Origin of the sequence: Paraburkholderia susongensis, assembly GCF_900177725.1 — a bacterium.
In the GTDB taxonomy this organism is placed as follows: Bacteria; Pseudomonadota; Gammaproteobacteria; order Burkholderiales; family Burkholderiaceae; genus Paraburkholderia; species Paraburkholderia susongensis.
Genome location: NZ_FXAT01000007.1, coordinates 60,630 through 83,758, shown reverse-complemented (window position 1 = coordinate 83,758; position 23,129 = coordinate 60,630). Strand labels below are relative to the sequence as shown.

23 protein-coding genes are annotated in these 23,129 nt (G+C 62.1%); 12 read left to right on the top strand and 11 right to left on the bottom strand.

Going from position 1 to position 23,129, the window contains the following annotated elements:
- Nucleotides 1–53: 53 nt before the first annotated feature.
- Nucleotides 54–437, top strand: a complete 384-nt coding sequence (locus B9Z01_RS21250) for a hypothetical protein (protein WP_085486677.1) — start codon at nucleotides 54–56, stop codon at nucleotides 435–437.
- Between the two features lie 216 nt (nucleotides 438–653).
- Here B9Z01_RS21250 and B9Z01_RS21245 read toward each other — a convergent pair whose 3' ends face one another.
- Nucleotides 654–1,211 carry a sugar O-acetyltransferase gene (locus B9Z01_RS21245; protein ID WP_085486675.1) on the bottom strand — a complete coding sequence of 186 codons (558 nt, stop codon included), beginning with the start codon at nucleotides 1,209–1,211 and terminating at the stop codon, nucleotides 654–656.
- A 211-nt stretch (nucleotides 1,212–1,422) separates the two neighbouring features.
- On the opposite strand from B9Z01_RS21245, the gene B9Z01_RS21240 reads away from it, so the two are divergent.
- The 3 genes from B9Z01_RS21240 (at nucleotide 1,423) to B9Z01_RS21230 (ending at nucleotide 3,221) form a co-directional block, all read left to right on the top strand.
- Nucleotides 1,423–1,920, top strand: coding sequence for a hypothetical protein (locus B9Z01_RS21240; RefSeq protein WP_244196110.1), 498 nt, complete (start codon nucleotides 1,423–1,425; stop codon nucleotides 1,918–1,920).
- 38 nt (nucleotides 1,921–1,958) lie between these two features.
- A complete protein-coding gene (locus B9Z01_RS21235; protein ID WP_244196109.1) occupies nucleotides 1,959–2,531 on the top strand; it encodes an OmpA family protein in 573 nt (190 codons plus the stop codon).
- A 177-nt stretch (nucleotides 2,532–2,708) separates the two neighbouring features.
- Nucleotides 2,709–3,221: a GNAT family N-acetyltransferase gene (locus B9Z01_RS21230; RefSeq protein ID WP_085486671.1), complete on the top strand. Its 513-nt coding sequence runs from the start codon at nucleotides 2,709–2,711 to the stop codon at nucleotides 3,219–3,221.
- 163 nt (nucleotides 3,222–3,384) lie between these two features.
- Here the strand turns inward: B9Z01_RS21230 and B9Z01_RS21225 are convergent, their stop codons facing one another.
- From B9Z01_RS21225 to pdxR, 3 genes are all read right to left on the bottom strand, one after another.
- Nucleotides 3,385–3,969, bottom strand: coding sequence for a flavin reductase family protein (locus B9Z01_RS21225; RefSeq protein WP_085486669.1), 585 nt, complete (start codon nucleotides 3,967–3,969; stop codon nucleotides 3,385–3,387).
- A gap of 127 nt (nucleotides 3,970–4,096) precedes the next feature.
- Entirely contained in the window at nucleotides 4,097–4,429 is a 333-nt protein-coding gene (locus B9Z01_RS21220) for a hypothetical protein (protein ID WP_085487107.1), read from the bottom strand.
- Nucleotides 4,430–4,658: 229 nt separating this feature from the next.
- Entirely contained in the window at nucleotides 4,659–6,344 is a 1,686-nt protein-coding gene (gene pdxR / locus B9Z01_RS21215; RefSeq protein WP_085486667.1) for a MocR-like pyridoxine biosynthesis transcription factor PdxR, read from the bottom strand.
- Between the two features lie 110 nt (nucleotides 6,345–6,454).
- Between pdxR and B9Z01_RS21210 the strand changes: the two genes are divergently transcribed.
- Nucleotides 6,455–7,192 carry a GNAT family N-acetyltransferase gene (locus B9Z01_RS21210; protein ID WP_085486665.1) on the top strand — a complete coding sequence of 246 codons (738 nt, stop codon included), beginning with the start codon at nucleotides 6,455–6,457 and terminating at the stop codon, nucleotides 7,190–7,192.
- 15 nt (nucleotides 7,193–7,207) lie between these two features.
- On the opposite strand, the gene B9Z01_RS21205 is transcribed toward B9Z01_RS21210, so the two are convergent.
- Complete coding sequence (locus B9Z01_RS21205) at nucleotides 7,208–8,074, bottom strand: LysR family transcriptional regulator (protein WP_085486663.1); 867 nt, start codon at nucleotides 8,072–8,074, stop codon at nucleotides 7,208–7,210.
- A 163-nt stretch (nucleotides 8,075–8,237) separates the two neighbouring features.
- On the opposite strand from B9Z01_RS21205, the gene B9Z01_RS21200 reads away from it, so the two are divergent.
- On the top strand, nucleotides 8,238–9,182 hold the full coding sequence (locus B9Z01_RS21200; protein ID WP_085486661.1) for an AEC family transporter: 945 nt from the start codon (nucleotides 8,238–8,240) through the stop codon (nucleotides 9,180–9,182).
- 333 nt (nucleotides 9,183–9,515) lie between these two features.
- Nucleotides 9,516–10,199 (top strand): AraC family transcriptional regulator, encoded by a 684-nt coding sequence (locus tag B9Z01_RS21195; RefSeq protein WP_244196108.1) that lies wholly within the window; start codon nucleotides 9,516–9,518, stop codon nucleotides 10,197–10,199.
- Nucleotides 10,200–10,209: 10 nt separating this feature from the next.
- On the opposite strand, the gene B9Z01_RS21190 is transcribed toward B9Z01_RS21195, so the two are convergent.
- From B9Z01_RS21190 to B9Z01_RS35030, 3 genes are all read right to left on the bottom strand, one after another.
- Complete coding sequence (locus B9Z01_RS21190; RefSeq protein WP_085486660.1) at nucleotides 10,210–11,043, bottom strand: AraC family transcriptional regulator; 834 nt, start codon at nucleotides 11,041–11,043, stop codon at nucleotides 10,210–10,212.
- Nucleotides 11,044–11,153: 110 nt separating this feature from the next.
- Nucleotides 11,154–11,606: a DUF2000 domain-containing protein gene (locus B9Z01_RS21185; protein WP_085486658.1), complete on the bottom strand. Its 453-nt coding sequence runs from the start codon at nucleotides 11,604–11,606 to the stop codon at nucleotides 11,154–11,156.
- 192 nt (nucleotides 11,607–11,798) lie between these two features.
- Nucleotides 11,799–12,032 carry a hypothetical protein gene (locus B9Z01_RS35030; RefSeq protein WP_143809019.1) on the bottom strand — a complete coding sequence of 78 codons (234 nt, stop codon included), beginning with the start codon at nucleotides 12,030–12,032 and terminating at the stop codon, nucleotides 11,799–11,801.
- Nucleotides 12,033–12,349: 317 nt separating this feature from the next.
- Between B9Z01_RS35030 and B9Z01_RS21180 the strand changes: the two genes are divergently transcribed.
- The 5 genes from B9Z01_RS21180 (at nucleotide 12,350) to B9Z01_RS21160 (ending at nucleotide 19,593) form a co-directional block, all read left to right on the top strand.
- The gene (locus tag B9Z01_RS21180; protein ID WP_085486656.1) at nucleotides 12,350–14,188 is read left to right on the top strand and encodes a S10 family serine carboxypeptidase-like protein; all 1,839 of its coding nucleotides are present in this window, start codon (nucleotides 12,350–12,352) and stop codon (nucleotides 14,186–14,188) included.
- Between the two features lie 57 nt (nucleotides 14,189–14,245).
- Complete coding sequence (locus B9Z01_RS21175) at nucleotides 14,246–14,641, top strand: 2-oxoglutarate dehydrogenase (RefSeq protein ID WP_085486654.1); 396 nt, start codon at nucleotides 14,246–14,248, stop codon at nucleotides 14,639–14,641.
- Between the two features lie 495 nt (nucleotides 14,642–15,136).
- A complete protein-coding gene (locus tag B9Z01_RS21170) occupies nucleotides 15,137–18,277 on the top strand; it encodes a hypothetical protein (RefSeq protein ID WP_143809018.1) in 3,141 nt (1,046 codons plus the stop codon).
- Nucleotides 18,255–19,199: a hypothetical protein gene (locus B9Z01_RS21165; protein WP_143809017.1), complete on the top strand. Its 945-nt coding sequence runs from the start codon at nucleotides 18,255–18,257 to the stop codon at nucleotides 19,197–19,199. The genes B9Z01_RS21170 and B9Z01_RS21165 overlap by 23 nt, the downstream gene beginning before the upstream one ends.
- Complete coding sequence (locus B9Z01_RS21160) at nucleotides 19,165–19,593, top strand: hypothetical protein (protein WP_085486648.1); 429 nt, start codon at nucleotides 19,165–19,167, stop codon at nucleotides 19,591–19,593. The genes B9Z01_RS21165 and B9Z01_RS21160 overlap by 35 nt, the downstream gene beginning before the upstream one ends.
- Before the next feature lie 56 nt (nucleotides 19,594–19,649).
- Here B9Z01_RS21160 and B9Z01_RS21155 read toward each other — a convergent pair whose 3' ends face one another.
- Genes B9Z01_RS21155 through B9Z01_RS21145 form a run of 3 tightly spaced genes read right to left on the bottom strand, consistent with a single transcriptional unit; the run spans nucleotide 19,650 to nucleotide 23,101 of the window.
- Entirely contained in the window at nucleotides 19,650–20,801 is a 1,152-nt protein-coding gene (locus B9Z01_RS21155; protein WP_085486646.1) for an ABC transporter ATP-binding protein, read from the bottom strand.
- Nucleotides 20,802–20,809: 8 nt separating this feature from the next.
- Nucleotides 20,810–22,126, bottom strand: a complete 1,317-nt coding sequence (locus B9Z01_RS21150) for an ABC transporter substrate-binding protein (protein ID WP_244196107.1) — start codon at nucleotides 22,124–22,126, stop codon at nucleotides 20,810–20,812.
- A gap of 54 nt (nucleotides 22,127–22,180) precedes the next feature.
- Complete coding sequence (locus tag B9Z01_RS21145) at nucleotides 22,181–23,101, bottom strand: carbohydrate ABC transporter permease (protein WP_085486642.1); 921 nt, start codon at nucleotides 23,099–23,101, stop codon at nucleotides 22,181–22,183.
- Nucleotides 23,102–23,129: the final 28 nt, after the last annotated feature.

Sequence of the window (23,129 nt, the reverse complement as noted above, 5' to 3'; positions counted from 1 at the left end):
CGGCGAATTTATGTAAGCTTGCCTTTGCCTCCGCCGCCAGGAACTTCCCGCCGATGCCCTCCTCGATCAGCAATTCGCTTCTCTGGATCTTCGACGCGTTCGAGCGCGATCCGACCTATGTCCGCAAGCGAATGTTCGGCTCCGACGCCGCTTATATCGACGGTCTGTTGTGCCTGATCGCCGCCGATCGCGACAAACCGTGGAATGGCCTGCTGGTCTGCACGTCGCACGAGCGCCACGCCGCGCTCATTGCCGATGTGCCTGCGTTGCGGCCTCATCCGGTGCTTGGGAAATGGCTTTATGTGCCGCAGGATGATCCCGCGTTTGAAAGCACAGTGGACGAGATGACGGCGCTCGTGCTGGCCCGCGATCCGCGCGTGGGAGTGGAGCCGAAGCCGCGCAAGCGGCGGAGTAAATCGGCGCTGCCGGATGATTGAAGCGGCAAAGCGGGGCTTCAGTGTGAACCTTCGACGTGAGCTTCACGTGCGGCCTGTTGCACGACGACGCACGGACACTCGCATCGTTAGGCGCCTGCACGACTTGCCAGCATAGGTGCCCGCATGCGCGGAGCCGATAGTAGCGACTACGGCGATCGGCTCCGGTGACTATTGAAGAATCGCTCTGCCAGCCGGTAAGAGATTGCGAACGTTCCGTCAATCAGCAATCGAACGAATGACTCGCGCCGGATTTCCACCGACAAGCGTATTCGGCGGAACGTCCCTGGTGACTACCGATCCCGCCGCGACAACCGAGTTCTCGCCTACCGTTACGCCGCCAATAATGGTCGCACCGGCTGCGATCCAGACGTTTCTCTCAATCACGATGGGCTTTGCGATTACGCCGTTGCGCCGCTGCGAAGGCTCAATGGGATGACCCGATGTGATGATGCTCACGTTCGGCCCGATCATCACATCGTCGGCAATGTCGAGCCCGCCGAGGTCATAGAAAGTGCAGTTCTGATTGATGAAGACATTGCGCCCGATGCGGATATCGACTCCGCCGGTTGTGTAGAACGGCGGTATCAATACAACGCTGTCATCCACCTTCTTGCCGATGAGATCGCTGAACAGAGCCCGGACTTTATCCACATCGTTGAATGTCAACTGGTTGATCGTAGCGGTGATAGCCATCGCTCGTTTGACGCTTTCCGACATGGCCGCTGATTCCGGCGTTCTCCGGAGAATGATCCTGGTGCGGTCGTCATTTGCCATTCGTTATTTCTCTCCCGTCATCGTTGTGCGCCACATGTGAAGCGAATGTGAAGTTCATGGGTTGCCTTACCTTGCAATGGCCTGATATTCTTCTTACAAAATACTGAATTTGAGCATACGAGTAGATCTTCCCGAATAAGCAGCCGCATGAGAACTCGTTTGGTAATTGATGCGCACTACCAATAATCTTGATCAACAGAGGATTGCTATCGTGACTCCGATTAGAACCGCAGCGAGCGTCTGCACCGTGCTGGGTGCACTGCTGGCAACCATAGGGTTGGTTGATATCACGTCGGCCCAGGCTCAGACGGCGGCCACTACCGCCACGCCACTGGCTGTCGGTATCACCGCGGGTGGTGCGGCCGAGGCCCAAGTAGTCGAGGCGGTGCGCAACAACGATATCCTGACCATCAAGCTGCGCTTCAAGCCCCTCGCGAGCAAGACAGAATCGCTCTATGGCGCGATTAGCAAAAGTGATTATGAAAACAGCTTCTATGTCCTTGCCGGCAATAAGAAATACCTGCTGCTGACGGATAGCAATAACCAGCCGCTGACCAATCCTCGCGTCATCATCAGTGCATCAAAAGATTCTCCCATTGCCGGGACATGGTACGGAAGATTTCCAGCGCCACCGAAGAACATCACCACGGTGTCGCTAACAATCCCCAATGTCGAGACCCTCGACGCCATCAAAATCACCGATCGATAGCGATGACTGGAGCGATCAAATCTACTCTCGCAGTGCTGATGTCGATGGCGGCTACGGGTGGGGTTCTCGCGCAGGAGCCGCCCTACAATCGCGACATCCGCGATCTCAAGTTCACGATTCTGGACCTGAAGGGCCTCTCATCCGATGCGAACAGCGTCAGTCTGGATCTGTCGGCCCAGGTCGCCGGACTTGCCGCACAGCACAGCGGTCTGTCCGTGCGGCAAGACAAAACGGCCGTCAGGGTGTCGATGATGGGCGATGTCCTGTTCGATTTCGACAAAGCGAGCATCCAGCCATCCGCCGAGCCGACACTCCAGGACATTCTGCGGCTCGTCAAGTCCATCCCCGCCGGCACCATCGTTATCGAAGGACATACCGATTCCAAAGGTTCTGCTGCCTATAACCGGGATCTCTCCTTTAGACGGGCAAATGCCGTGGCCGAATGGCTCACGGCACACGGCGCGGAAAAATCGCGACTGTCAGTCAAGGGCCTGGGTGACAGCCGTCCGGTCGCGCCCAACGTGCTGAAAAACGGTGCGGACAATCCGGATGGACGAAGACAGAACCGGCGCGTCGAGTTCGTCCTGCCGAACTCGCTCAGCGCGAAATAGTCGCGGTGAGAGGCCACTCATCCAATCGCAACGGCTGCGTTGCGAATCGATGGCATGGGTATAAGTGCGCAACCACGCACAACGCTCGAATAAACGCTACGATGTACGTCCGATCCGAAGCCAGCGTGCTTGCACGCCCGGCTCCCGATCCGCCATACAACCCATCGAGCACCAATCTTGACTATCCACATCCGCCCCGCCACCGCCTCCGACGCCGCCCTGATTCTTCGCTTCATCACTGAACTCGCGGTGTATGAGAAGGCCGAGCACGAAGTCGTCGCCACCGCTAAAGACATCGAAGCGAGCCTGTTTTGCGCCGGCTCGCCGGCCAAAGCGCTCATCTGCGAAATGAACGGCGAGCCCGTCGGCTTTTGCGTGTACTTCTTTTCGTATTCGACATGGCTCGGCAAGCAGGGGCTTTATCTCGAAGACCTCTACGTGTCGCCGGCATCGCGCGGCAGCGGCGCGGGCAAACAGATGCTGCGTCATCTCGCGCAGATCGCCTGCGACACCGGCTGCGGCCGCTTCGAATGGAGCGTGCTCGACTGGAACGAGCCGGCCATCGGCTTCTACAAGTCGATCGGCGCGAATCCGCAAAGCGAATGGGTGCGTTACCGTCTCGCGGGCGATGCGCTCAAGGCATTCGCCGAAGGCAACGCCGAAACGAACCCATCCGCCGCGCGCGCCTGAACCGCAAAAAACTGGTGTGGCTCGGCATTCCCGATAGCCACGTGTAACCACGCGTTCATGCAGCCCGAACTCGTCGCACTGCTCGAACAGAAGGCGGGGAAGTTCCCGAGCCCGAAATAGCCGGGCTCACATCAGGGAGCCGCCTCGCGCACTCACGCTCACGTCACTGCTCCGGCGCTGCGCTCACCGGCGTCACTTCGAACGCATCGCCGGTCGCGAAGAACGTGCCGCCCGCCACGTAATGGCAGGTGCGCAAGTCGGGATCGTCGCCGAAATGCCAGCGGTTGTGCGAATACACGCGGCTGTCCGCGTACGCGGCCACCACTTCGCCGATGATGAGATCGTGCCGTTGGCTATCGTCGGGAATCACCTTGCATTCCATCCACGTGATGCAGCCGGCCAGCATCGGCACGTCGATTTTTTGCGCGGGGAAGGTTTCGAGATCGAACGCGGAGAACTTGTCGAGTTCGGCGCCGGCGTTGGTGCCGACAGCGAGCGTTTGCGCGGCGAAACCGCGGCTCGGCAGTTGCAGGCCGAACACGCCGCTCGCTTCGATCAATTGACGCGTGAGCGTGCGGCTGTCCACCACGACCACGACCTTCGGCGGATTGAAGTCGAGCGGCATCGCCCACGACGCCGCCATCACGTTCGAGCGGCCGCCGTGCGCGCTCGTGATGATCGTGACGGGTCCATGATTCAGCAATTGCGTGGCGCGCGCCAAGTCCACGGGGTTTCGGCTGGAATTCATACGTCCTTGGGTATGCGTCGGGAGAGATGCAGGGGATTGTAGCGGGGTGACGCGGCGCGGGTGCGTGCGACACCCCGCGCCACCAGCCGCCACCGCCGCCGCAAACACTCTTTCGAGGCACACGCGCTCAATGTGTCGCCTTCCCGTTAGGCAACGCATTGAGCGGCTTATGCTGCTCTTCACCTAGCCCGGGGAAGAACGCATTCCACGCAGCGCGCACGCCTTCGGCCGCGGCAGCCTCCGCGCTGATCGATTCAGTTGCGCCCTCGGCGGCTTTCGCGGGGTCGGCGGACAGTCCGCGCCAGTGCGTGAATACGAGCAACGGCTTCTCGGTCCAGACGCCATTGCCGAATTTGGCAAACGCCGTGTCGCCGCTCGTCAACTGCACCTCGTACCAGCCGTCACGGACGGGGGTATGGTCGGCAAGCTCAAACCACGGGGTCGGTTCGATTTCCTTCATGTCGCCTCCGGTCGAATAGATCGTCACAGGTAACCACAACCACGGCATTCTTCATGCCCAGGCCCATAGCGGCTCGCGAGATGCGGCGCGCGCCGTCGGTCATGCGATGTTGCGGCGCGGCAGGCCGCGAGCCCGGCGTGGCATGAGGGGCGGGAACATCGGCGCTGCGGAATCGCCGCACATAAGCCACACGATAGCGCGACATGGACCACGCGGACAAACGTAAAACTTACGGGCGCTGCGTGGTAGCCGTTCGGGCTTTGGGCTTGGCTTCGGCCCCAGCTTTCACACGCGATTTCAACGCGCCTCCCGCCGCGCTTTTCCCCACACTTCGCGAGGCTTCCCTTGGCTCGCCAGCAACCGCCTCGCCTTCAATCTCCCGCGCCAACGCGGCAAGCACCCGAATCGCCGGTGCCAACTGCTCGGCCGGCGTATTGCCATACCCAATCACGATCCCATTCGTCTCCCCGGACGCACGCAACGCAAACCCCGACAACGCACGCGGATTGAGCCCTTCGGCGTGCGCCCGCTCGACGAGCGTTCGATCGCAAAGCCACGCCGGCAGCCGCAGCGTCAGATGCATGCCGCAATCACCGCCGAGAATCTGCGGCGGCGCGGCATGCAACCCGGCATGCGACGTAACATGCGACGCAAAACGAGCTGTAAAAAGCGACACGAAGTGCTCGGCGAGCGCATCGCGCAACGCCTGCTGGCGCTCGCGATACAAACGCCGCATGCGTCCGAGATGCCGCCCGAACTCCCCGCCTTCGATGAAGTGCGCAAGCGCCAACTGCTCCAGCCGATGCCCGCCGCGCAGCATCTCCTGCAACGCGACGGCGGCCTGTTCGGCGATCGCGCGCGGCAGCACCACGAAGCCGATTCTCAGCGCGGGAAACATCGTCTTGCTGAACGAGCCGACGTACAGCACCGGCGCGTCGTCGACGAGGCCCTGCATGCTCGCGATCGGCTCGCCGGTGTGGCGGAATTCGCCGTCGTAGTCGTCCTCGATGATCCACGCGCCGCAGCGCCGCGCTTGCGCGATCAGTTCCAGGCGCCGCGCCACCGACAGCACCGCCCCGGTCGGATACTGATGCGCGGGCGAGGTGTAGATGAGCTTCGGCGGATGCGCGCGCCAGGCGGCGGCGGGCACGTCCATGCCTTCGCTATCGACGGGAATCGGCACCGTGCTCAGATCGCCGAGATTGAAAGCGGCCTTCGCGCCACGATAGCCGGGGTCCTCGGCCCACGCGACATCGCCGGGATTCGAGAGGAGGTGCACGCACAGGTTCAGCGCCTCCTGCGCGCCCTCGGTAATCACGATTTGCGCGCCGTCACAGCGCACGCCGCGCGCCACGCGCAGATGCGCGGCAATCGCGTCGCGCAGCGCCGGTTCGCCGGCCGGCGTGCCGTAGCCGAGCGCGAGCGGCAACGCGCGTTCCATCGCACGCTCCAGCGCGCGCCGCCACGCGGCGAGCGGAAAGCGGTCCAGCGCGGGCGTGCCGGGCGTCAGCGCGTAGAGGTTCTCAGTGTGGGTGCGCGTCGCTTCGAACTGGCTGACGCGCGACGCGTAAGCGATCTCGGGCGCAGCGGATGGCGCCCGCGGCGTGCCGCGCGCAGCGGGGCTCGACAGCGTGCTCACGCGCGTGCCCTTGCGATCGGCGAACACGTAGCCGACCGCAGCTAGATGCTCGTAGGCAATCACGACCGTATTGCGCGACACGCCCATTTCCGTCGCGAGCAAACGCGACGAGGGCAGCAGCGACCCGGCTGGCAAACGGCCGGTGAGGATCGCCTGCTGCAGACGCTCGATCAGCTGCTTTTGCAGCGGCGCGGGTTTGGCGGCGCTGGCGTCGGCGGCCGGCGTCGCGGTTGTGCCAGCCGTCGCATGGACAAGCGGACCTATGATCTCGATCATCGTTGGACTGGACCTATCGAATACGCGCTTCGTGGATCTTTTGAACATACCACGTTTGCCGTATCGTACTCCATCATCGACGACTCATTTCAACCGACAGGAGAGCAGACATGGAACCGAGACGTAACGCGTTCGAGCAGCCGATCGGCGCGCCCGTGCCCGGCTGGAAAGGCGCGCAGCCGCCCGGCCGCGAACCGCTGACGGGCCGCTATTGCCGCGTCGAGCCGGTCGACGTGGAGCGTCACGCCGCGGACCTGTTCGACGCCTACAGCTCGGCCGCCGATGGCCGCGACTGGACCTATCTCGCGGTCGGTCCGTTCGAGAGTCCCGCCGCGTATCGCGAGCACCTGACGCGTATGGCGGCATCCACCGACCCGCTGCATTACGCGCTGATCGATCTCGCGACCGGCAAGGCCGTCGGCACGTTCGCGCTGATGCGCATCGATCCGGCGAATGGCGTGATCGAGGTTGGACACGTCGCGTATTCACCGCGTGTGAAGCGCACGCGCGTCGCCACCGAGGCGATGTTCCTGCTGATGAGCGAAGTGTTCGGCAAGCTCGGCTACCGGCGCTTCGAATGGAAATGCGATTCGCTGAACGAACCATCGCGCGCCGCCGCGTTGCGGTACGGCTTTACGTTCGAGGGAATTTTCAGGCAGGCGATCGTGTATCGGAAACGCAATCGCGATACGGCGTGGTTTTCGACTATCGACAAGGAATGGGCCGGGTTGCGCGCGTGCTATACGCGCTGGCTCGATGCGGAGAACTTCGATGCGCAGGGCCGGCAGGTTGAGCGGCTTGCGGATCTGATCGCGCGGCAGAGGGTGGTGGAGGGAAAGAGCGCTTAAAGGTCGCCTCTCTTCTCACACCATCTCAAGAAACCGCCCCAAACAGGGATTACGATTCGCCGGCGACCACGCAAGCACCTGCTCGATCAAGGGCGCCTCGACGAGTGGCCTGAACACCACGCCCGCGAGCTGCGCCTTGCGCATCGACGACGGCACGAGCGCAACGCCCACGCCTTCGTCGACGAGACTCAGCACCGTCTGCTGCAACTGCACTTCGAACCGGATATCCGGTTCGAAGCCGCCCGAGCGGCAATGCTCGAGAATCGTTGCGCGCAGACTCGGCGCGACTTCCTCCGATGCGAGCACGAACGGCTCGCCCGCAAGCTGCCCGATCTTCAGCCGCCGCGCACGAGCACGCGGATGGCTGCGCGAGAGCGCCACGCACAACGGCTCGCTCAGAATCGTGCGCGTTTCGAGTCCCTTATCAGGCACGTTCGGAAACATGATGGCCGCGTCGATCTGGCCGGCGAGCAGTTGCGCGGCCAGATCGTTCGACACGACTTCGCGCAGCTTCAGCCCGACCTCGGGATACGCGGCGCCGAACGCCCGCGCATAGCCGGGCACGACGCTGTACGCCGAGCACATCGTGAAGCCGATCGCGAGCTTGCCGGCCTCGCCGTGCGCGGCGGCTTGCGCGTTGCTGACCGCCTGCTCCACGGACGCGAGAATCGCTAGCGCATCGGCATAAAAACGCTCGCCGGCGGCGGTCAGCGTGACGCTGCGCGGATTGCGCTCGACCAGCGTGACGCCGAGGCTCGCTTCGAGCGCCGCCAGCTGCCGGCTCAGCGGCGGCTGCGACAGATTCAATCGCGCCGCGGCGCGGCCGAAATGGCGCGTCTCGGCGAGCGTCACGAAGTAGCGCAGCGGTTTGATATCGATCACGACAGCCCCACGGGTTGACGATGCAAAAAAGGTATCGTTCAGAAGATAAAACAGTATTGGATTGTATCAACGCAAACTACTACGCTGGCGGGTCACCTCGTTTTTCCAGCCGCTCGCGCAGCACTTTTCGTACACCTGCACACCCGCACACCTTTTAGCTTCGATGTTAGCCACCCTCGAGATTCTGCTCCCCGTCTTCGGTCTGATTTTCGCGGGCTTCGCGTGCCGCCGGCGCGGCGTGCTCGGACCGAACGCCGCTTCAGAGCTGAATCGCTTCGTGGTCTGGCTCGCGCTGCCGGCACTGCTCTTCAACACGATGGCGCATGCGACCTGGCAGCAGCTTTATCAGCCGGCCTTCGTCGCGACGTTTTCGATCGCATGCGCAAGCGTGTTCCTGCTGATTCTCGCAACGCGTTTGCTGAGCGGGCGGCATCTCGCCGATGCGAGTGTCGATGCGATCGCGGCCTCGTATCCGAACACCGGCTATATCGGCTTTCCGCTCGGCGTGATCGCGTTCGGCCAGGCAAGCCTCACGCCGACCACGATAGCGACAATCCTCGTCGCCTGCGTGCTGTTCGCGTTTGCGATCGTGCTGATCGAGATCGGCCTGCAAACCGAGCGCACGCCGCACAAGCTCGGCCTCAAGGTGCTGCGCTCGCTCGCGCGCAATCCGCTGATCGTCTCGCCGATCGCGGGCGTGTTGTTCGCGAGCCTGCATGTCGCGATGCCCGCGAGCGCGGAGACGTTTCTGAAGCTGCTGGCCGGTGCGGCGAGTCCGTGCGCGCTCGTGAGCCTCGGGCTGTTTCTCGCGGAGAAGCGTCCATCCAATGCCGAAGCGGGCGGCGTCTCACTGTGGCTGACCGGCGTCAAGCTGCTGGCGCAACCCGCGCTCACGTGGTGGCTCGCGGCGCGCGTTTTCGGGCTTGCGCCGATGCTCGTCGAAATGGCAGTCGTGCTCGCCGCGCTGCCGACCGGCACCGGCCCGTTCATGCTCGCCGAGTTCTACGAGCGTGAGGCGCACATCACGTCGCGCACGATTCTGCTTTCGACGGTGGGCTCCGTGGTTACGCTATCGTTGCTGCTGATGTTGATGGGGCATCGCACCTGAGCGGAGCTTCTGGCCTCGCGTGGTTCCAGCAGTGCGCGGGACCGGCGCATCGCTGACGGGCCACGTCCGGCGTACCCTTGCCGAGCCGCAGCGAGCCGATACCGTCAATACCGGTGAATCCCCCACCACGCGCGCCTCGTCGCGCTATGCTTCGCATCAGGACCGCGGACCGCCGGGGTCCGCCATCCCGAAGCTCATAGCGCGCCCAACCACCGTGCCCCAAGCCCGCCCACCCGAACTCCACGACGACGCCGATGCTCGCTCGCGCGGCACTATCCGCGCGGGCTGCGCATCGATCCGCATTCGCACACGTGGGCGCAGGTACTGTATGCGGTGTCGGGCGTGATGTGGGTCGAAACCGGCCGCGAGGCACTCGTCGTGCCGCCGCAGCGCGCGGTGTGGCTGCCGCCCGGCACGTCTCACTCGATCCACATGATGAGCGACGTGGACATGCGCAACCTCTATCTGCACGAGCGCAACGTCGGCCATCTGAGCCGGCGCGCCGATGTATTCGAGGTCAACGGTCTGCTGCGCGAACTGATCACATCGATCGCCGGACACGAGCACACCCACGCTCGCGATCAAACCTATCTCGATGCCGCCTACCGCCTTACGATGCTCGAACTCGCGCATGCGCCGCGCTCATCGCTGCGCATTGCGTTGCCCGACGCGTCGGATCGCAGGCTCGAAGCGCTGTGCCGGGCTGTGATCGACAATCCATCGATCGCGCTCAGCTTCGAGCAACATGCGGCGTCGGTCGGCGCGAGTGTGCGCACGCTTGCGCGGCTCTTCACGCGTGAACTCGGTGTCGGCTTTGCGGAATGGCGGCGCCAGGTGCAATTGGCGGTGGCTTTGTCGGGACTCGCAGAAGGACGGCCGGTGAGCAGCATCGCGCGGGAGCTTGGGTTTCAGCCGAGCAGTTTCAGCGATATGTTCCGGCGGGAATTGGGCGCGCCGCCGACTGCGTTCGATCCGGGCGCGACGTTGAGTGTGGGCGCAGAGGGATCGCAGGCGTAAAGCGGGAACATCATGCAAAAGCCGCTTGATAAACCTTCGGCGTCACGCCGGTTTGCTGCTTGAACACACGCGTGAAATGCGACTGGTCGGAAAAGCCGCTGCATGCGCCAACCTCCGCGATGGGCCGGCCCTCACGAAGCAAAGGCATGGCATTGCGTATGCGCTCCTGCTGCTGAAAGGCATGCGGACTCAATCCCGCTTCGCGCACGAACGCACGTAGCAGGACGAACGGCGTCACGCCAAACTCATTCGCGAGCGTCGACAAGGTGAGACGCGCGTGCAGGTCTTCGCCGAGACGACGCTTTACCGCCCGCACGAGATCGGCTTCGCGACGCACCACCGGCAAGCCGGCAGAGCGGCTCGCGTGGCGCGCATACAGAGCGGCGACGGCGCACGCCAGCACCTCGCTGCGCTTGAAGCGGTCGTTGTCCCACTCGGAACACCAGTTCACGCCGTAAAGATGCTGCGATAGTTCAGCATCGGCGATGAACGGGCTCGTCACTTCGAAGCGTTCGCGGCGCGCTATCCCGAGCTTTTCGCAGTACGCAGCGAGCGCCGCTGGCTGCACGTGCTCGACGCGCATCTTCCATTGGCCGTCGTCCGCCGCGAAGCCCGCATGCACGACGTCGGCATCGATCACGATAACGTCGCCACGACGGCATATGCGCCGCTCCTGACCGACTTCGACCGCGAGCGCACCACCGGTGACGACCGCGAGACAGTGCGTGTCGTGCGCATGAGGCGGATAGCGATGGCCGACGAACTGCCCCTTGAGCATGATGGCGTCCATGACGTCCGGCGCGTGCCAGACCTTGACCGAACGGGTGGGCTCAGCGGCTTTCATGACGAAGCGGTTCGTGGAAAAGATCGGAAAGCATCATGATATTCCGAGGCCTTGTATCGGGCACTGACATCGAGTGCTGACATCGGGCACTGACGTGATGCACCGCACGCTCACGCAAACAGCGCGAGACCGCTGACCAGCTTGCCGATCCTGTTTCTCGGCCCAACCAGGCCCACTGCGAGGTATTGCAGCGAATCGCCGGAAAGCGCATTGACGGCGCTCAGAAACGCGTCGTAATCGGTCGTGGCCTGCCCTTGCGCGGGAAAGTCCACGACGTCGCAATGCGCGAGCGATTTCTGGCGAAGTTCGCTCAACTGATCGGCCGTGGCCTTGAGCACCGGAATACCGATCGGAATGAGGCCGGGGTGCGTCGTACCACCCTGCTCCCGCAACGGTGCGCCGACGAGGTGGCTGTGCCGCTGACCCAGCGTGAACGCCACCACTGCGGCCGCGTTCGACGCCTTGCCGGGCGACAGCGCTTCGTCCACGACGATGACGCAGCGCTCGGGTTTGCGCGGTGCGTCCGTGTCGCTCGAGGATTGGGTGTCGAGTGGCAATAGCAATGCATCTCTCCTGCAAAAGTAGGCTCGCAGAGAACATGCTAGGGAAACGGCCGGCAAAAGTATTGGACGATTTTGCAGCGGGGCGTGATGCAACACAGCGGCAACACAGCGGCAACACAGCGAAACGATCGGGTCGCCGGGATGCGCGGCACCGACCGTGAGACCTTGCGAAACCGGCCCTGAATTCACAAATCATGCGAATTGTTTACGGTTAAAATTACCATTCAATTCAATTAAAATTGCGAAAATAATACCGCCTTCCATATCGATATAAAAACCGTAGACCGGTTGCCGGATTAACGCACAGCAAATAAATGAAGCGCCGGGCAATTTGCTCCTGTCCGGACGCCATTCTCCAGCCATGCTGCAACGCAAGGCCGCCCACCGGGGCACGCTTCGCGATCCGCCACCGAATCGCATATTCATCCAGCCATCCTTGACAAGACCTCCATTCACCGCCTATTTTCATTTTTGCTGTAAGCATCGGAAAGATTCAATTCTTAAATTTATCTTGAAATGTCGACATAAATCGACAGGGAATTGCTTTGCCAATTCAATCCGCATTTTCCGAAAGCATATAGAAATATTAATGCAAGTATTTTGAATTACGAGATTTAAAAAGAGTAGTCAATGCAACCGCTGCGTGCCCCTGAGTGCGATGCGAGTTGTTCGATCTCCAGCGCGCGCGACCGGCGAAAAGCGGCCTTTGTGTGGCGGTATCCAACCAATCACCAAGGAATGAGATGAAACCAGACAGAAACAGTACTGGCGACGGCCACGTCCGTCGCCAAAGCCGCGAGAGCCGGCTAATCGCCCTGGGCGCGTTGACTGTGGGCATCGTATTGCTCGCGGGATGCGGTGGCAGCGACGGCGGCTCTTCCGCCTCGGCAGTGCCGACCAGCATGGCGCAGGTCGCCAACAAGGCGCAGTCGCCGAATCAGCCGTCGACGGCCAATCAACCCTATACCGATCTCGTCGCCTATTCGGCGAATGCGTCCGACGGTCTCGCCGCCTCGCAAGTGTCGGAGAAAGCGGCGATCATGCATTACCAGTGGACCTCCAGCAACACCACGGTCAACTACACGACGACGACCGGCCATTTGACCGCGATGGATCTGAAGAGCGGTGCGCCTGAAGCCACGATGTCCTATGTCGCGTACACCGCGCCGAGCACGAACGGCACGCCGCGGCCCGTGACGTTCGTCTATAACGGCGGACCGGGCTCCGCGTCGATCTGGCTGCGCCTCGGCTCGTTCGCGCCGACACGCGTCGCCACGACCGATCCGCTGCTGGACGGCACGAGCTGGCCGAATTACCCGCTCGTGAACAACACCGAGAGCCTGATCGACACGACGGACCTCGTGTTCATCGATCCGCCGGGGACCGGTCTCTCCGAAGCAATCCTGCCGAACACGAACCAGACCTACTGGAGCACCGATGCGGACGCGAACATCATGCGCGACTTCATCATGCGCTACCTCACGGTCAATTCGCGCAGCAGCTCGCCGATCTATCTGTACGGCGAATCGTATGGCACGCCTCGCACCGACATCCTCGCGCTCGCGCTCGAATCGGCCGGGGTGCATCTGACGGGGATCACGCTGCAGTCCTCGATACTCAACTACTTCGCCGATGCGGTCGAAGCGGTCGCGATCACGGGATCGACCGATCAACTCGCGCTGGAAACCGATACGCTGAGCGGCTACCTGCCGGGCTATGCCGAAGTAGCGGCCTACTACAAACAGGTGTCGCCACCGCCCGTGAACCAGGCGCTTTACGCGCTGCGCAGCGAGGCGTTCGTGACGGCCAACTACAACCTGTTCAAGAACTATTCGTTGTACTGGACTTTGAGCCAGCTCGGCGCTCCCACTTTCGCGGGACCACCGAACTTCCCGCCCACGTGGCTTGAGCAGCTTTGGGACATCGAATCCGGGCTCACGTTGCAGGCGATGCAGGGCTACTTCAACGTGAATCCGTACAACATCACGCTGGTGCCGGGATCGACGATCGGCCGCTACGATGGACGCGTGTCGCTGCCCAACTCGGACCCGCGGCTGCAGTCCGACGGCGACCCTTCGGATATCCTGATCTCCCAGCCGTTCACGAATGCGTTGGCCACGCAAATGCCGGATTACCTCGGCTATACGGCGCCGAACGCGACGTACATGCCGTTGAACGACGCGATCATCCAGGTCTGGGATTTCTCGCACGGCGGCCAGCCCTTGCCCGACACGATTCCCGATCTGCTCGGCGCGCTCCAGTTGAATCCGCAGTTGAAGGTGCTGTCGGAAAACGGCTTCCACGATCTCGCGACGCCGTTCTTCAACACCGAGAAGCAACTCGCGCGGCTGAAGACCGTACAAGGTCTCAACCCGAATCTGCAAGTGAACTTCTTCCAGGGCGGGCATATGATTTATCTGGATGACGTTGCACGCCCGCAGATGAAAGTGGACCTCGCGAACTTCTACCGTGGCGCGTCGATACCCGGCGCACTCACGCTCGCCACGCTGCCGCAGCCGTGGGCGGACGAAGCCCCGGCCGGCACGCCGACGAGCGAAGCGGTAGCCGCAACCGCGCCCTGATTCAGGCTGGTTTCGCTTGCGCTTCACGCGAAACCCTCTAACTACTTTTTATGGCGAATGATCATGTCTCCAATCGATATATTGCGACGTGCGCTTCCGTTGATCGTCCTTGGCGCCGTCATCGGCAGTGCGCACGCATTGCCGCCGCAGCAGGTGGCCCCCGTGACGCTACCCAACGGCGGACACGGCGTGGACGGTCCGTTCTTTCCTCGTAACCGCGCCGCGGCTGTCGCGCCGACGACCGGCACGACGCTGCAACAGCAGGCCCAGCAGCGAACGGAAGCCCGGCTCGGCGCAAACTCGGCGTTGAGCAACGGCTCGGCGATTACGAAGGCGCAGGCGCAAAGCGATGGGCTCGGCTATATCGCGAAGCATTTTGATGAGATCGACACCGCGCATTCAGGGAGGGTAACGTTGAACGACGTCAGGCAGTATTTGCAGCAGCATCAGTAGTGTGATCCGTTGATTCGGCATGGCGGCCGATGGTGTGTTGCGATGGTGCGATGCGCTGTCGGCTGCATGTCGGGTCGGCGTCAGCAACCCGCCAGCTTTCAGTCAGCCAACGCCGTTCCGGGCAGAAAGACCGTCCCCATCGAATGGCCATCCTTACGCCGTGTAAAGCGCGTTTCGTGAAAGCACCGAGCTAACCCGCTTGGTTCGGTGGCGCACGTATGACGACACTATTCCATCCGGATAGCGGGCGCCTTCGTCTATTTTTCTCCTATGCGGATTGATCGTTCGTTGGACTTCTCCGAACCATCATCCACAGGATGATTTCCAGAGGATAACGAATCGTTCAAGGTGGACTTCCAAGAAATAGTCGAAGATCCCAGTCTGTATCCACCTTCCGGTTAAAAAACGCCCCTCCACGTCGTTCTCGACACGACGATACGACGACACGCCAGAAGTAGCCCATCTCCGTAGTCCCTTACCGCGGATGGAGGCGTTATGCGCTCCGACAGTCAACACGACATGGCGGCCGCCCCGGCCGAATCTGGATTGGGTTCGCGGCGCGCTGCGGGACGAGGTTGCCCGTCCCTCGCCGTGCGCTCGCTCCTGCTTTACCTTGCGGCGCTTCTAGGCTTCCTGCTCGTACCCGCCGCGTGGGCGGATGCGCACAAGTCTCAGAACGACTGGGTACGCTTTCGAGCGACTTATCCGCTCAACATGCAGGTCATTGCCCTATCCGAACCCGGCGGGGATGGTCACAGGACACTCGTGATCTCGGAACCGCCGCCGGATGTCACGCTGGAAGATCTGAAGCAGATTTCGCCGCTGCTCAGTGCGATCTCGCTGCAGAAATCACGGATCGGCTACAACGGTGTTCTGATCGATGCGGTCGTCGATCTGCCGCCTGCCTCGCAAGCGCAAGTCGATTCGCTCGTCGCGATGCTCTCGACCCGGCTCTACGGCACATCGTATAAGGCGTACGCGCTGCCGATCGCCGACACCCCGCCGCCCTCCCGTCTGAGCGGCCTCGACGTCACCCTGACCTCGAAGCAGATCTGGAAGTGGTTCATAGGCGATAACCGTGAGCGCCGCGCGGGTACGTGGACCCTGCAAAACGGCACGATCGCGCTGCTGACGATCCTGATCGGCGCGGTGTTGGTCTATCAGGCAATTCGCCGCCGGCGCTTTATCCTGACTCTGATCCTCCTGGGCGTCGGTGTATCGATCGTACTCAATGCCGCGCCCGATAGCGAAATTCCACCGTCCGCGGGTGTTCTTCGTCTGCAGTCGCTGCAAGGCGGCCCCGCCATGACGCTGCAGCAGATTCTGGATCGCGGCGCACGGGGCGTATACGCATCCACGGAGCGCGGCTTCATAGTGTGGTGCATCGCGGCGAACAAGGACCTGGCGAGCTCCCGCGCCGAGGCGCGCGAGTTCGCACTCGATACCGATCTCGTACTGGGCGGCGTGGGTGCCGCCAACGGCTACGTGGTGATCATTGGGCGTGAGCGCATCAACCGTGTCGACACATTGCCGCCGTTGCGCGTCGAAACCGTCATGCTGCTCGCCTCGGCCGACCGGGACGAGCTATCGCAAAGCTATGAGAGAACATTCGCTTTCGCGGGCCGCATCGACGACACGCGAAAACTCGACTGGGCGCCGATCTATCTGAGCGATCAGCTCATTGACACCGAGTACGGCAGTTTGCTGAACGTCACCGATCAGATGCTCAAGTCCTGGTCGATGGGGGGCAAGGTTCACTACGTCAATTTCCGCTATCCCGACCCACCTTCGTTTTCGCCCTCCTCGCCGTTGCTGACGAAAGAAACGATAGAAGGCGGCTCGGTGACTTTCAACTGGAACACCAAGGGCGCGGGCTACGCCGTTCAGCAAGGTGACTTCGATGTGTATGCGCTGCACCGCACGGGTGCGCTGCCCATCGACTATCTCGCCGGTGACAACTCGAACGTGCGCGCAGCCGAAGACGCTTCGTATGACTGGTTCGGCACGCTCGGCGACGCCAACCTCGCACGTGTCGTGCAATATGCGGCGCTATACCAGTTATTCGTGCACTTCGACATTCATGCCGCCGCCGAACCCGTGCGAGCCGCGCCGCGCTTCGACGGCGCGCACGAGACCACGGCGCAGGTACTGGACAACTTCCTGTCCGCGGGTCTATCCGCGCCCGATCTGGAGGCTGCTCATCCCGAACTCACCAAAATGCTGGACGACGCGCGCAAGGCGCAAAGCGAGTTGCGCGCCTACCTCGACACCGCCACGGACGCGCAGCGCGAAGCGCTGATCGACGCAATCGCCGACCCCGTTGCGTTTCGCGTCGCAACGGCCAAAAGCGACGCGCAGACCCACGCCATGCTCAAGGTCGTGGTTCACGTTGCGGACGCGCTTCAGAATCTGTCCCGCGACAACAGCGTGAGAATCGCCGTTGCGAAATCCTATGTCGAGCAGTGGAACAAACGGCCCACGTCTGGATGGATTCGCACGCCTTCGGTGGTGATATCGTCCGCCAGCGTTCCCGGCGCCGACGTGCAGGGCGGACACAACCTCTCTTCGGCCATTCTCGACTATCAGGCCGATTCGAGCGTGGCACGCGGCACGGTGAAAGTGGTCGATCAGAACGGCCACCCTGTCGTGCTGTACAACCACGCGGATGCGGACGGACTGCCGGCAGTCGAGCGCATCGTCGGCCGCGATGCCGGCAGCCGCGATCCCGCTCTGATCGAGCAGGACGTCCAAAGCGCGTTCAGGCAGGCGAAACTGGACATGCGCAACGTCAGCGAAACGCTGCATCTTCCGGCCGATATCGCGCAAGGCGCGGGACGCGGCATGGGCGGCGGCGGCATTCCACCGGGAGGCTACCGTTCGGGCTGGCGCTTTGCGCCGGAACCGGGCGGCGGTTCGGACGGGCAACTGCTCGCCGCCTTCGCAACCACGCAGAAAGATCATGGCTTGTCCGTGCCGCTCATCATCACGCGCGACGCGAACATGCAATTCTCCGTTCATGGTCCAGACGGGCTGTTCGTCGAGGCCACCAATCCGCCCGCGGCCGTCGACGCACTGCGCCAGCTGGCCGCCCAGCACTCCGACGCAGTCGTGCACCTTCATTTTCACAACATGGACGAAAGATCCGCACGTTCCCTGTTGAACTCCGTGAAGCTGCAGGACTCGTCGCAAGACGTGCGGCTGATCGCCACGAGCGACGGCACGATGGAACCGCAGGCGCTCAAGGCGGTACTCGACGCTCGCTACGACTGGGCCAAGGCAGCCGAGTCGGTGCGCGTTTCCGAGCCCATTCAGGCTGGAGACCGGATCGCAATCGACCTCGAGATGAAAGTGGACGCGATCGGAAGCGGCCCGTCGCTGCTCGTGAGAATACGGCTCTTCTTCGATACGCTCAGCGACGCGCTCAAGGTCAAGCTGGCCGACATCCAGGCCATGCTGCACAACATTCAGAGTCCCGACGTCGCGCTTGCGTCGATCAAGCTGCGCCATGATCTGCACGTGGCCTACGGTTCGTTCGACGATACGTCCTTTCAGTTCGTCGACAAGCAGAACAAGGACTTCTACGTGGTCAGCCGCCCGAGCCCGGATACGTCCGATGAAAACGATCGTCTCGCCTAGCGATTGCGCAATGGCCGTGGGCGTGCCGCTCACCCGTGACCGGTTCGTACAGCGCTTTCTGGTCCGCGAGGAAGGCTCCTTTATCTTCGAAGGCGTTCTGCGCGGCAATTCGCGCGAACGCGATCCGGACGCCGCATGGTGCCGTTGGAGCAACGAGGCGGAGCAGATCGAAAAGAGGCTCAGGCAACTCGAACGCAAAGGCGTGACGGTGCAGCGCGACGCGGTACTGGATGATCTTCTCGCACTGATGGAGCGGTTCGAAGTCGTGACGGTATTTTCACACTGGCGCAGTGCGCTTTTTCGCGCAAGCGACCTGCGCGACCCGGAGGCGCTTGGCGCTGCGCTCGGCGATCCCGCCCATGCGCTTCATCGCGCGGTGCAGGCGTTGACTGGCGTTCCACCGCGCGCGGAGAACGGGCTCGCCGAATTGAACAGGGCGCTCTTCAGCAGCGCCGGCGATGTACCGCTTCGAGATGACGCGGACGCGGCGCCGGGCCGGCCAAGCACGTTGCAGACGCATTGGCACGAGCGGCGCTTGCTTCTCGAGTCGTGTGCGCCGCATTTCTTCCGGGGGGGAGCCTCGGTAGAGTTCGCAAACGGTTTTGAAACCGTCGAAACGGTTGTCGCGAGCGTTCCGCCTACGTTCGACCGGATGCTCGATCTGACCATCTGCACATGCGTGCTGATGGCGACGCGCATCAAGCAACGCGCGCCGGGTTGCTACGTCGCCTGTAACGAGCATTGGACTTATCCGCTGCCACGCCTGTTGATCTATCAGCGTGTGATAGATCTGCTCTCGGCGACGCCAGCACCCTTCGAAGATGCTGTTTTCAAAGTTCGCGCACTCATTCAGTCGGAGATCGACCGTGAAAGAAATAAGAAAAGTGTTGGAAAGCTTTCTGGGCAGCGCGCACTTCGGTGAAGACCCGACGTCCATCGCGGGCGTTCCCACCGATCGCGCCGGGGAAGAGGAGACGAAGCGCGAGCGCCGCGCCGCTCAGGAGCGACTCGTCGCGGACCTCGCCTTGGTCCAGTCTCGCAGCGACAAGTACTTCCAACTGTGCGTCGCGATGGTGGCGATCATGTTTCTCGGCGGTTGTCTGCTGGTGTTCCTCTACCGCGACAACGTGCCGGCAATCACAGCGCTGTTTGCCGCGACCGGCGTGACTCTGAGCGCACTGGCCTCGCTCGTTTTCAAGTTCTGGAAAGGCAAGGTGTTTTCCGGAACGATCCTCGTATTGGTGCGCAATTTGCCGCCCGAGGATCTTCGCGAGGTGATCGGCGTCTTTGCCGGACGCCTGGGTGAAATCGGCTGAGACGCCTCACCGGTCCGCGGTCTTCTCGTGACGTGCGAGGTCTCGGGGTTTCAGCTTTACGCGGCCTGCGGCAGCGGCATATCGGAAGTGGTGACGCGCCGGGTAAGCGCCTTCCCTTCACCGTCGAACAGATGCAACGCATCGGCCGGCAGCGACAAGGCGACTCGCTGCCCCGGTGTCGCATGCATATTGCCCGGTGCCTTCACGACCAGCGGCTTGTTAGCCACTCCGCTATCGACGTAGAGATAGGTCGACTCCCCGAGTCGTTCCTGCCAGTGCACCTCGCGAACGAGATGCTGCGACACCGTGCCGAGTTGCGCGTGTTCCGGACGCAAGCCGACCGTCACGGGCGCCCCGGGCTTCAACGCGCTTGCGTCGACCAGCGCTTCAATCGTCTCTCCTGTTACGAGTTTCACTCTGGCGCGATCGGTGTAGCCCTCGATCAGGAGGCCCGGCAGGAAGTTCATTTTGGGCGAGCCGATGAAACCCGCAACGAACATGTTGCGAGGCTGATGATAGAGCTCGAGCGGCGAGCCGCATTGCGCGACGCTACCGTCGCGTGCCACCGCGTCGCCGCTGTTGAGCAACAGGATGCGATCGGCGAGCGTCATCGCCTCGACCTGGTCATGCGTGACATAGATGGTGCTCGCGCGGCCGAAGTCGCGGTGAATCTTTGCGATCTCGAAGCGGGTTTGCACACGCAACGCGGCATCGAGATTGGACAGCGGTTCGTCGAACAGGAAAACGCCGGGTTCACGCACGATCGCCCGCCCGATCGCGACGCGCTGCCGCTGTCCGCCGGAAAGCTGCTTCGGCTTTCTGTCGAGCAGGTGTTCGAGCTGAAGCAGGCGGGCCGCCGCCGTCACCTTTTCGCGGATCACAGCCTTGCTGATTCTGGCGAGCGTCATGCCGAAGGCCATGTTGTCGTAGACGCTCAAATGCGGAAACAGCGCGTAGCTCTGAAATACCATCGCGATGCCGCGCCGCGATGGCGGCGTCTCGTTCATCCGCACCGAATCGATCAGCAGATTTCCCGCGCTGATGTCTTCGAGACCCGCGATCATCCGCAGCAGTGTCGATTTCCCGCACCCGGAAGGGCCGACGAACACGCAGAACTCGCCCTCCCGGATCGACAGATCGACATCGCGAATCACCGGGGATTGATCGCCATAAGCCTTGAAGACTGATTGCAGTTCAATACTTGCCATGATGACCCTCAGTCTTTCACGAGCTGGTTCGCTTTGGCATTCGCCGTCTTCATTGCGTCGGCAGCGCCAGCCTTGCCGATCAGGACCGATTCAACCGCATTGGTGATGACCTCGTTGACCTCCGCGCCGTTGTCGCCGATCGGGGGAAGAAAAGTTCTCGATTTCGCCATGGTCAGGAAGGCGCTGGAGTCGATGCCTCTGGCTTTCTGTGCTTCCACCGCTTTCTGGGCCATGCCCTTGATTGCCGGGAACACCACGCCGCGCGCGGCGACCACGCTCTGGCAATCGCTCGATCCCAGATATTTGACCCACTTCCACGCCTGGTCCTTGACTTTCGAACCCGTCCAGATCGAATCTCCCAGGCCGTTGAACATCGTGGCGCGCGAACCGCTCGGCCCGACGGGCAGCGGCACCCATGCCGTATCGAAGTGCGCGTTCTGCTTGAAGTAATTGATCATCCAGGAACCCTCGGTGACGATGGCGACGCGGCGGGCGGCGAACATCGCATCCACGCCCAGCGCCTTCGCGTCTTCGTAGCTCGCCGATACACCCTGGCGAGGCAAACTCGCCATCCAGTTCAGCGTCTCCGCGAGTTTCGGATCGTCGTAGTAATAGCGGGGAGCCCACGGTTTATCCTGGAACCTGAAGCCATCCGACACCGCGAAGAAGCTCCACTGAGTCTGACCGGACATGTCGCCGTTGCTCGCATTCTGATATCCGTACATCGCGACCTTGGACTTGTCGAACTTCGGATCCAGTGCGTTGGCGCCGTGCGTATCGACCGTCAGCTTCTTGATGATTTGCTCGAAACTGCCACCGTCGCGCGGGTTCCACGTCATCGATTGCAAGTCGGCGAGACTGACTCCTGCTTTCTTTGCTGCGTCGAGGTTCACGATCATCGCAATCGTGTCCCAGTCCTTGGGCATACCGTACTGCTTGCCGTCACGTCCCCAGATCTCGTACAGATTCGGCTCGAACGCGGCGCTATCGAAGCCATCGCGTTTGACATATGGCGCGAGGTCGACAATCTGACCGCTCTTCGCGAACTCCGTGAACTTGCTCAGGTGATCCGTAAAAACGTCGGGGGCCGTGCCGGAGACGAAACCCGTCGACAGTGTCGACCAGTAGTCGGCCCAGCCCACCTGGGAGATCTTGATGTCGATGTCCGGGTTCTTCTTGTGGAAGTCCACCGCGCATTGCTGGTACGCCGGCATCTGATTCGCATCCCACAGCACATAGCGGACGTCGACCGCCGACGCGCTCGCCGAGGCCAAAACCGCTACAGCCATCATGGCGGAGGTGAGCACCACTCTCTTTTTCAACATCAATCGTCTCCTTTTCTGAATTTCAGATGTCACTGCATCGTGTCCCGATGTCGCTCATTTACCGCCGCTGAACTGCACCGACTCGACCACGCGTCGTCCCAATGCAAGCAGCAGAACAATCGTTGGCAGGATGGAAATCGCGGTAGCGGCCATCAACCCGGTCCAGTCAGGCTGGCCTTGCGGCGTTTGAGACTTGAAGGCCTGCAACGCGACCGGAATGACCTGATGCAATTCGTCCTTGCCCACCAGATATGGCCAGAAGAACTCGTTCCACATGTTGATGCCGGTGAGCACCGCAATCGTGGCAAGCGGCGTCAGACTGAGCGGCAACACGATGCGTACGAAAATGTAGAGATGCGTGGCGCCATCGAGCAAGGCAGCCTCTTCGAGGTCCCGTGGAATCGACAGGAAGAACTGGCGCAGAAAGAAAACCGAAAAGCCCTGCATCAGGCAAAACGGCGCCACCATGCCCGGCATCGTGTTGAGCCAGCCAAGCTGCTTCATCAAAATGAAGTTCGGAATGAATGTCACCACGGTCGGCACCATCATCGAGCCGACGAACAGTCCGAACAGCAGCCGCCTGCCTGGAAAGCGCAGTCGCGCGAAAGCGTACGCCGCCATCGCACCGCAGGTGATCTGCATCACCACGATGATCGAGGTGAACAGCATCGAATTGCCGAGCGCGCGCAGGAAATCGATGTTCGCGCCGGAGCCGCCCTCTGCGAGACTCTCGTCGGCGCTCAGCAAACCCAGTACGCGCTTGAAATTGACGAGCGTCGGATTGCCCGGAAGCAGTTGCGTCGATTGCAGATAAAGATCGTCGGAATGGGTCAACGCCGTCTTCAGCACTATCCAGAGCGGCGTCAGGGTCGTCGCCAGCATCACGGCCAGCGCGGCCCACGCCAGCACCCTGCCCGGCGTCAGTTTCAGCGCGCGGCGCCGGGGCACGAAGCCGGCCGTTGCGATTCGGTTCATGTCGAAGCTCTCCCTCGGCAAAGCGATG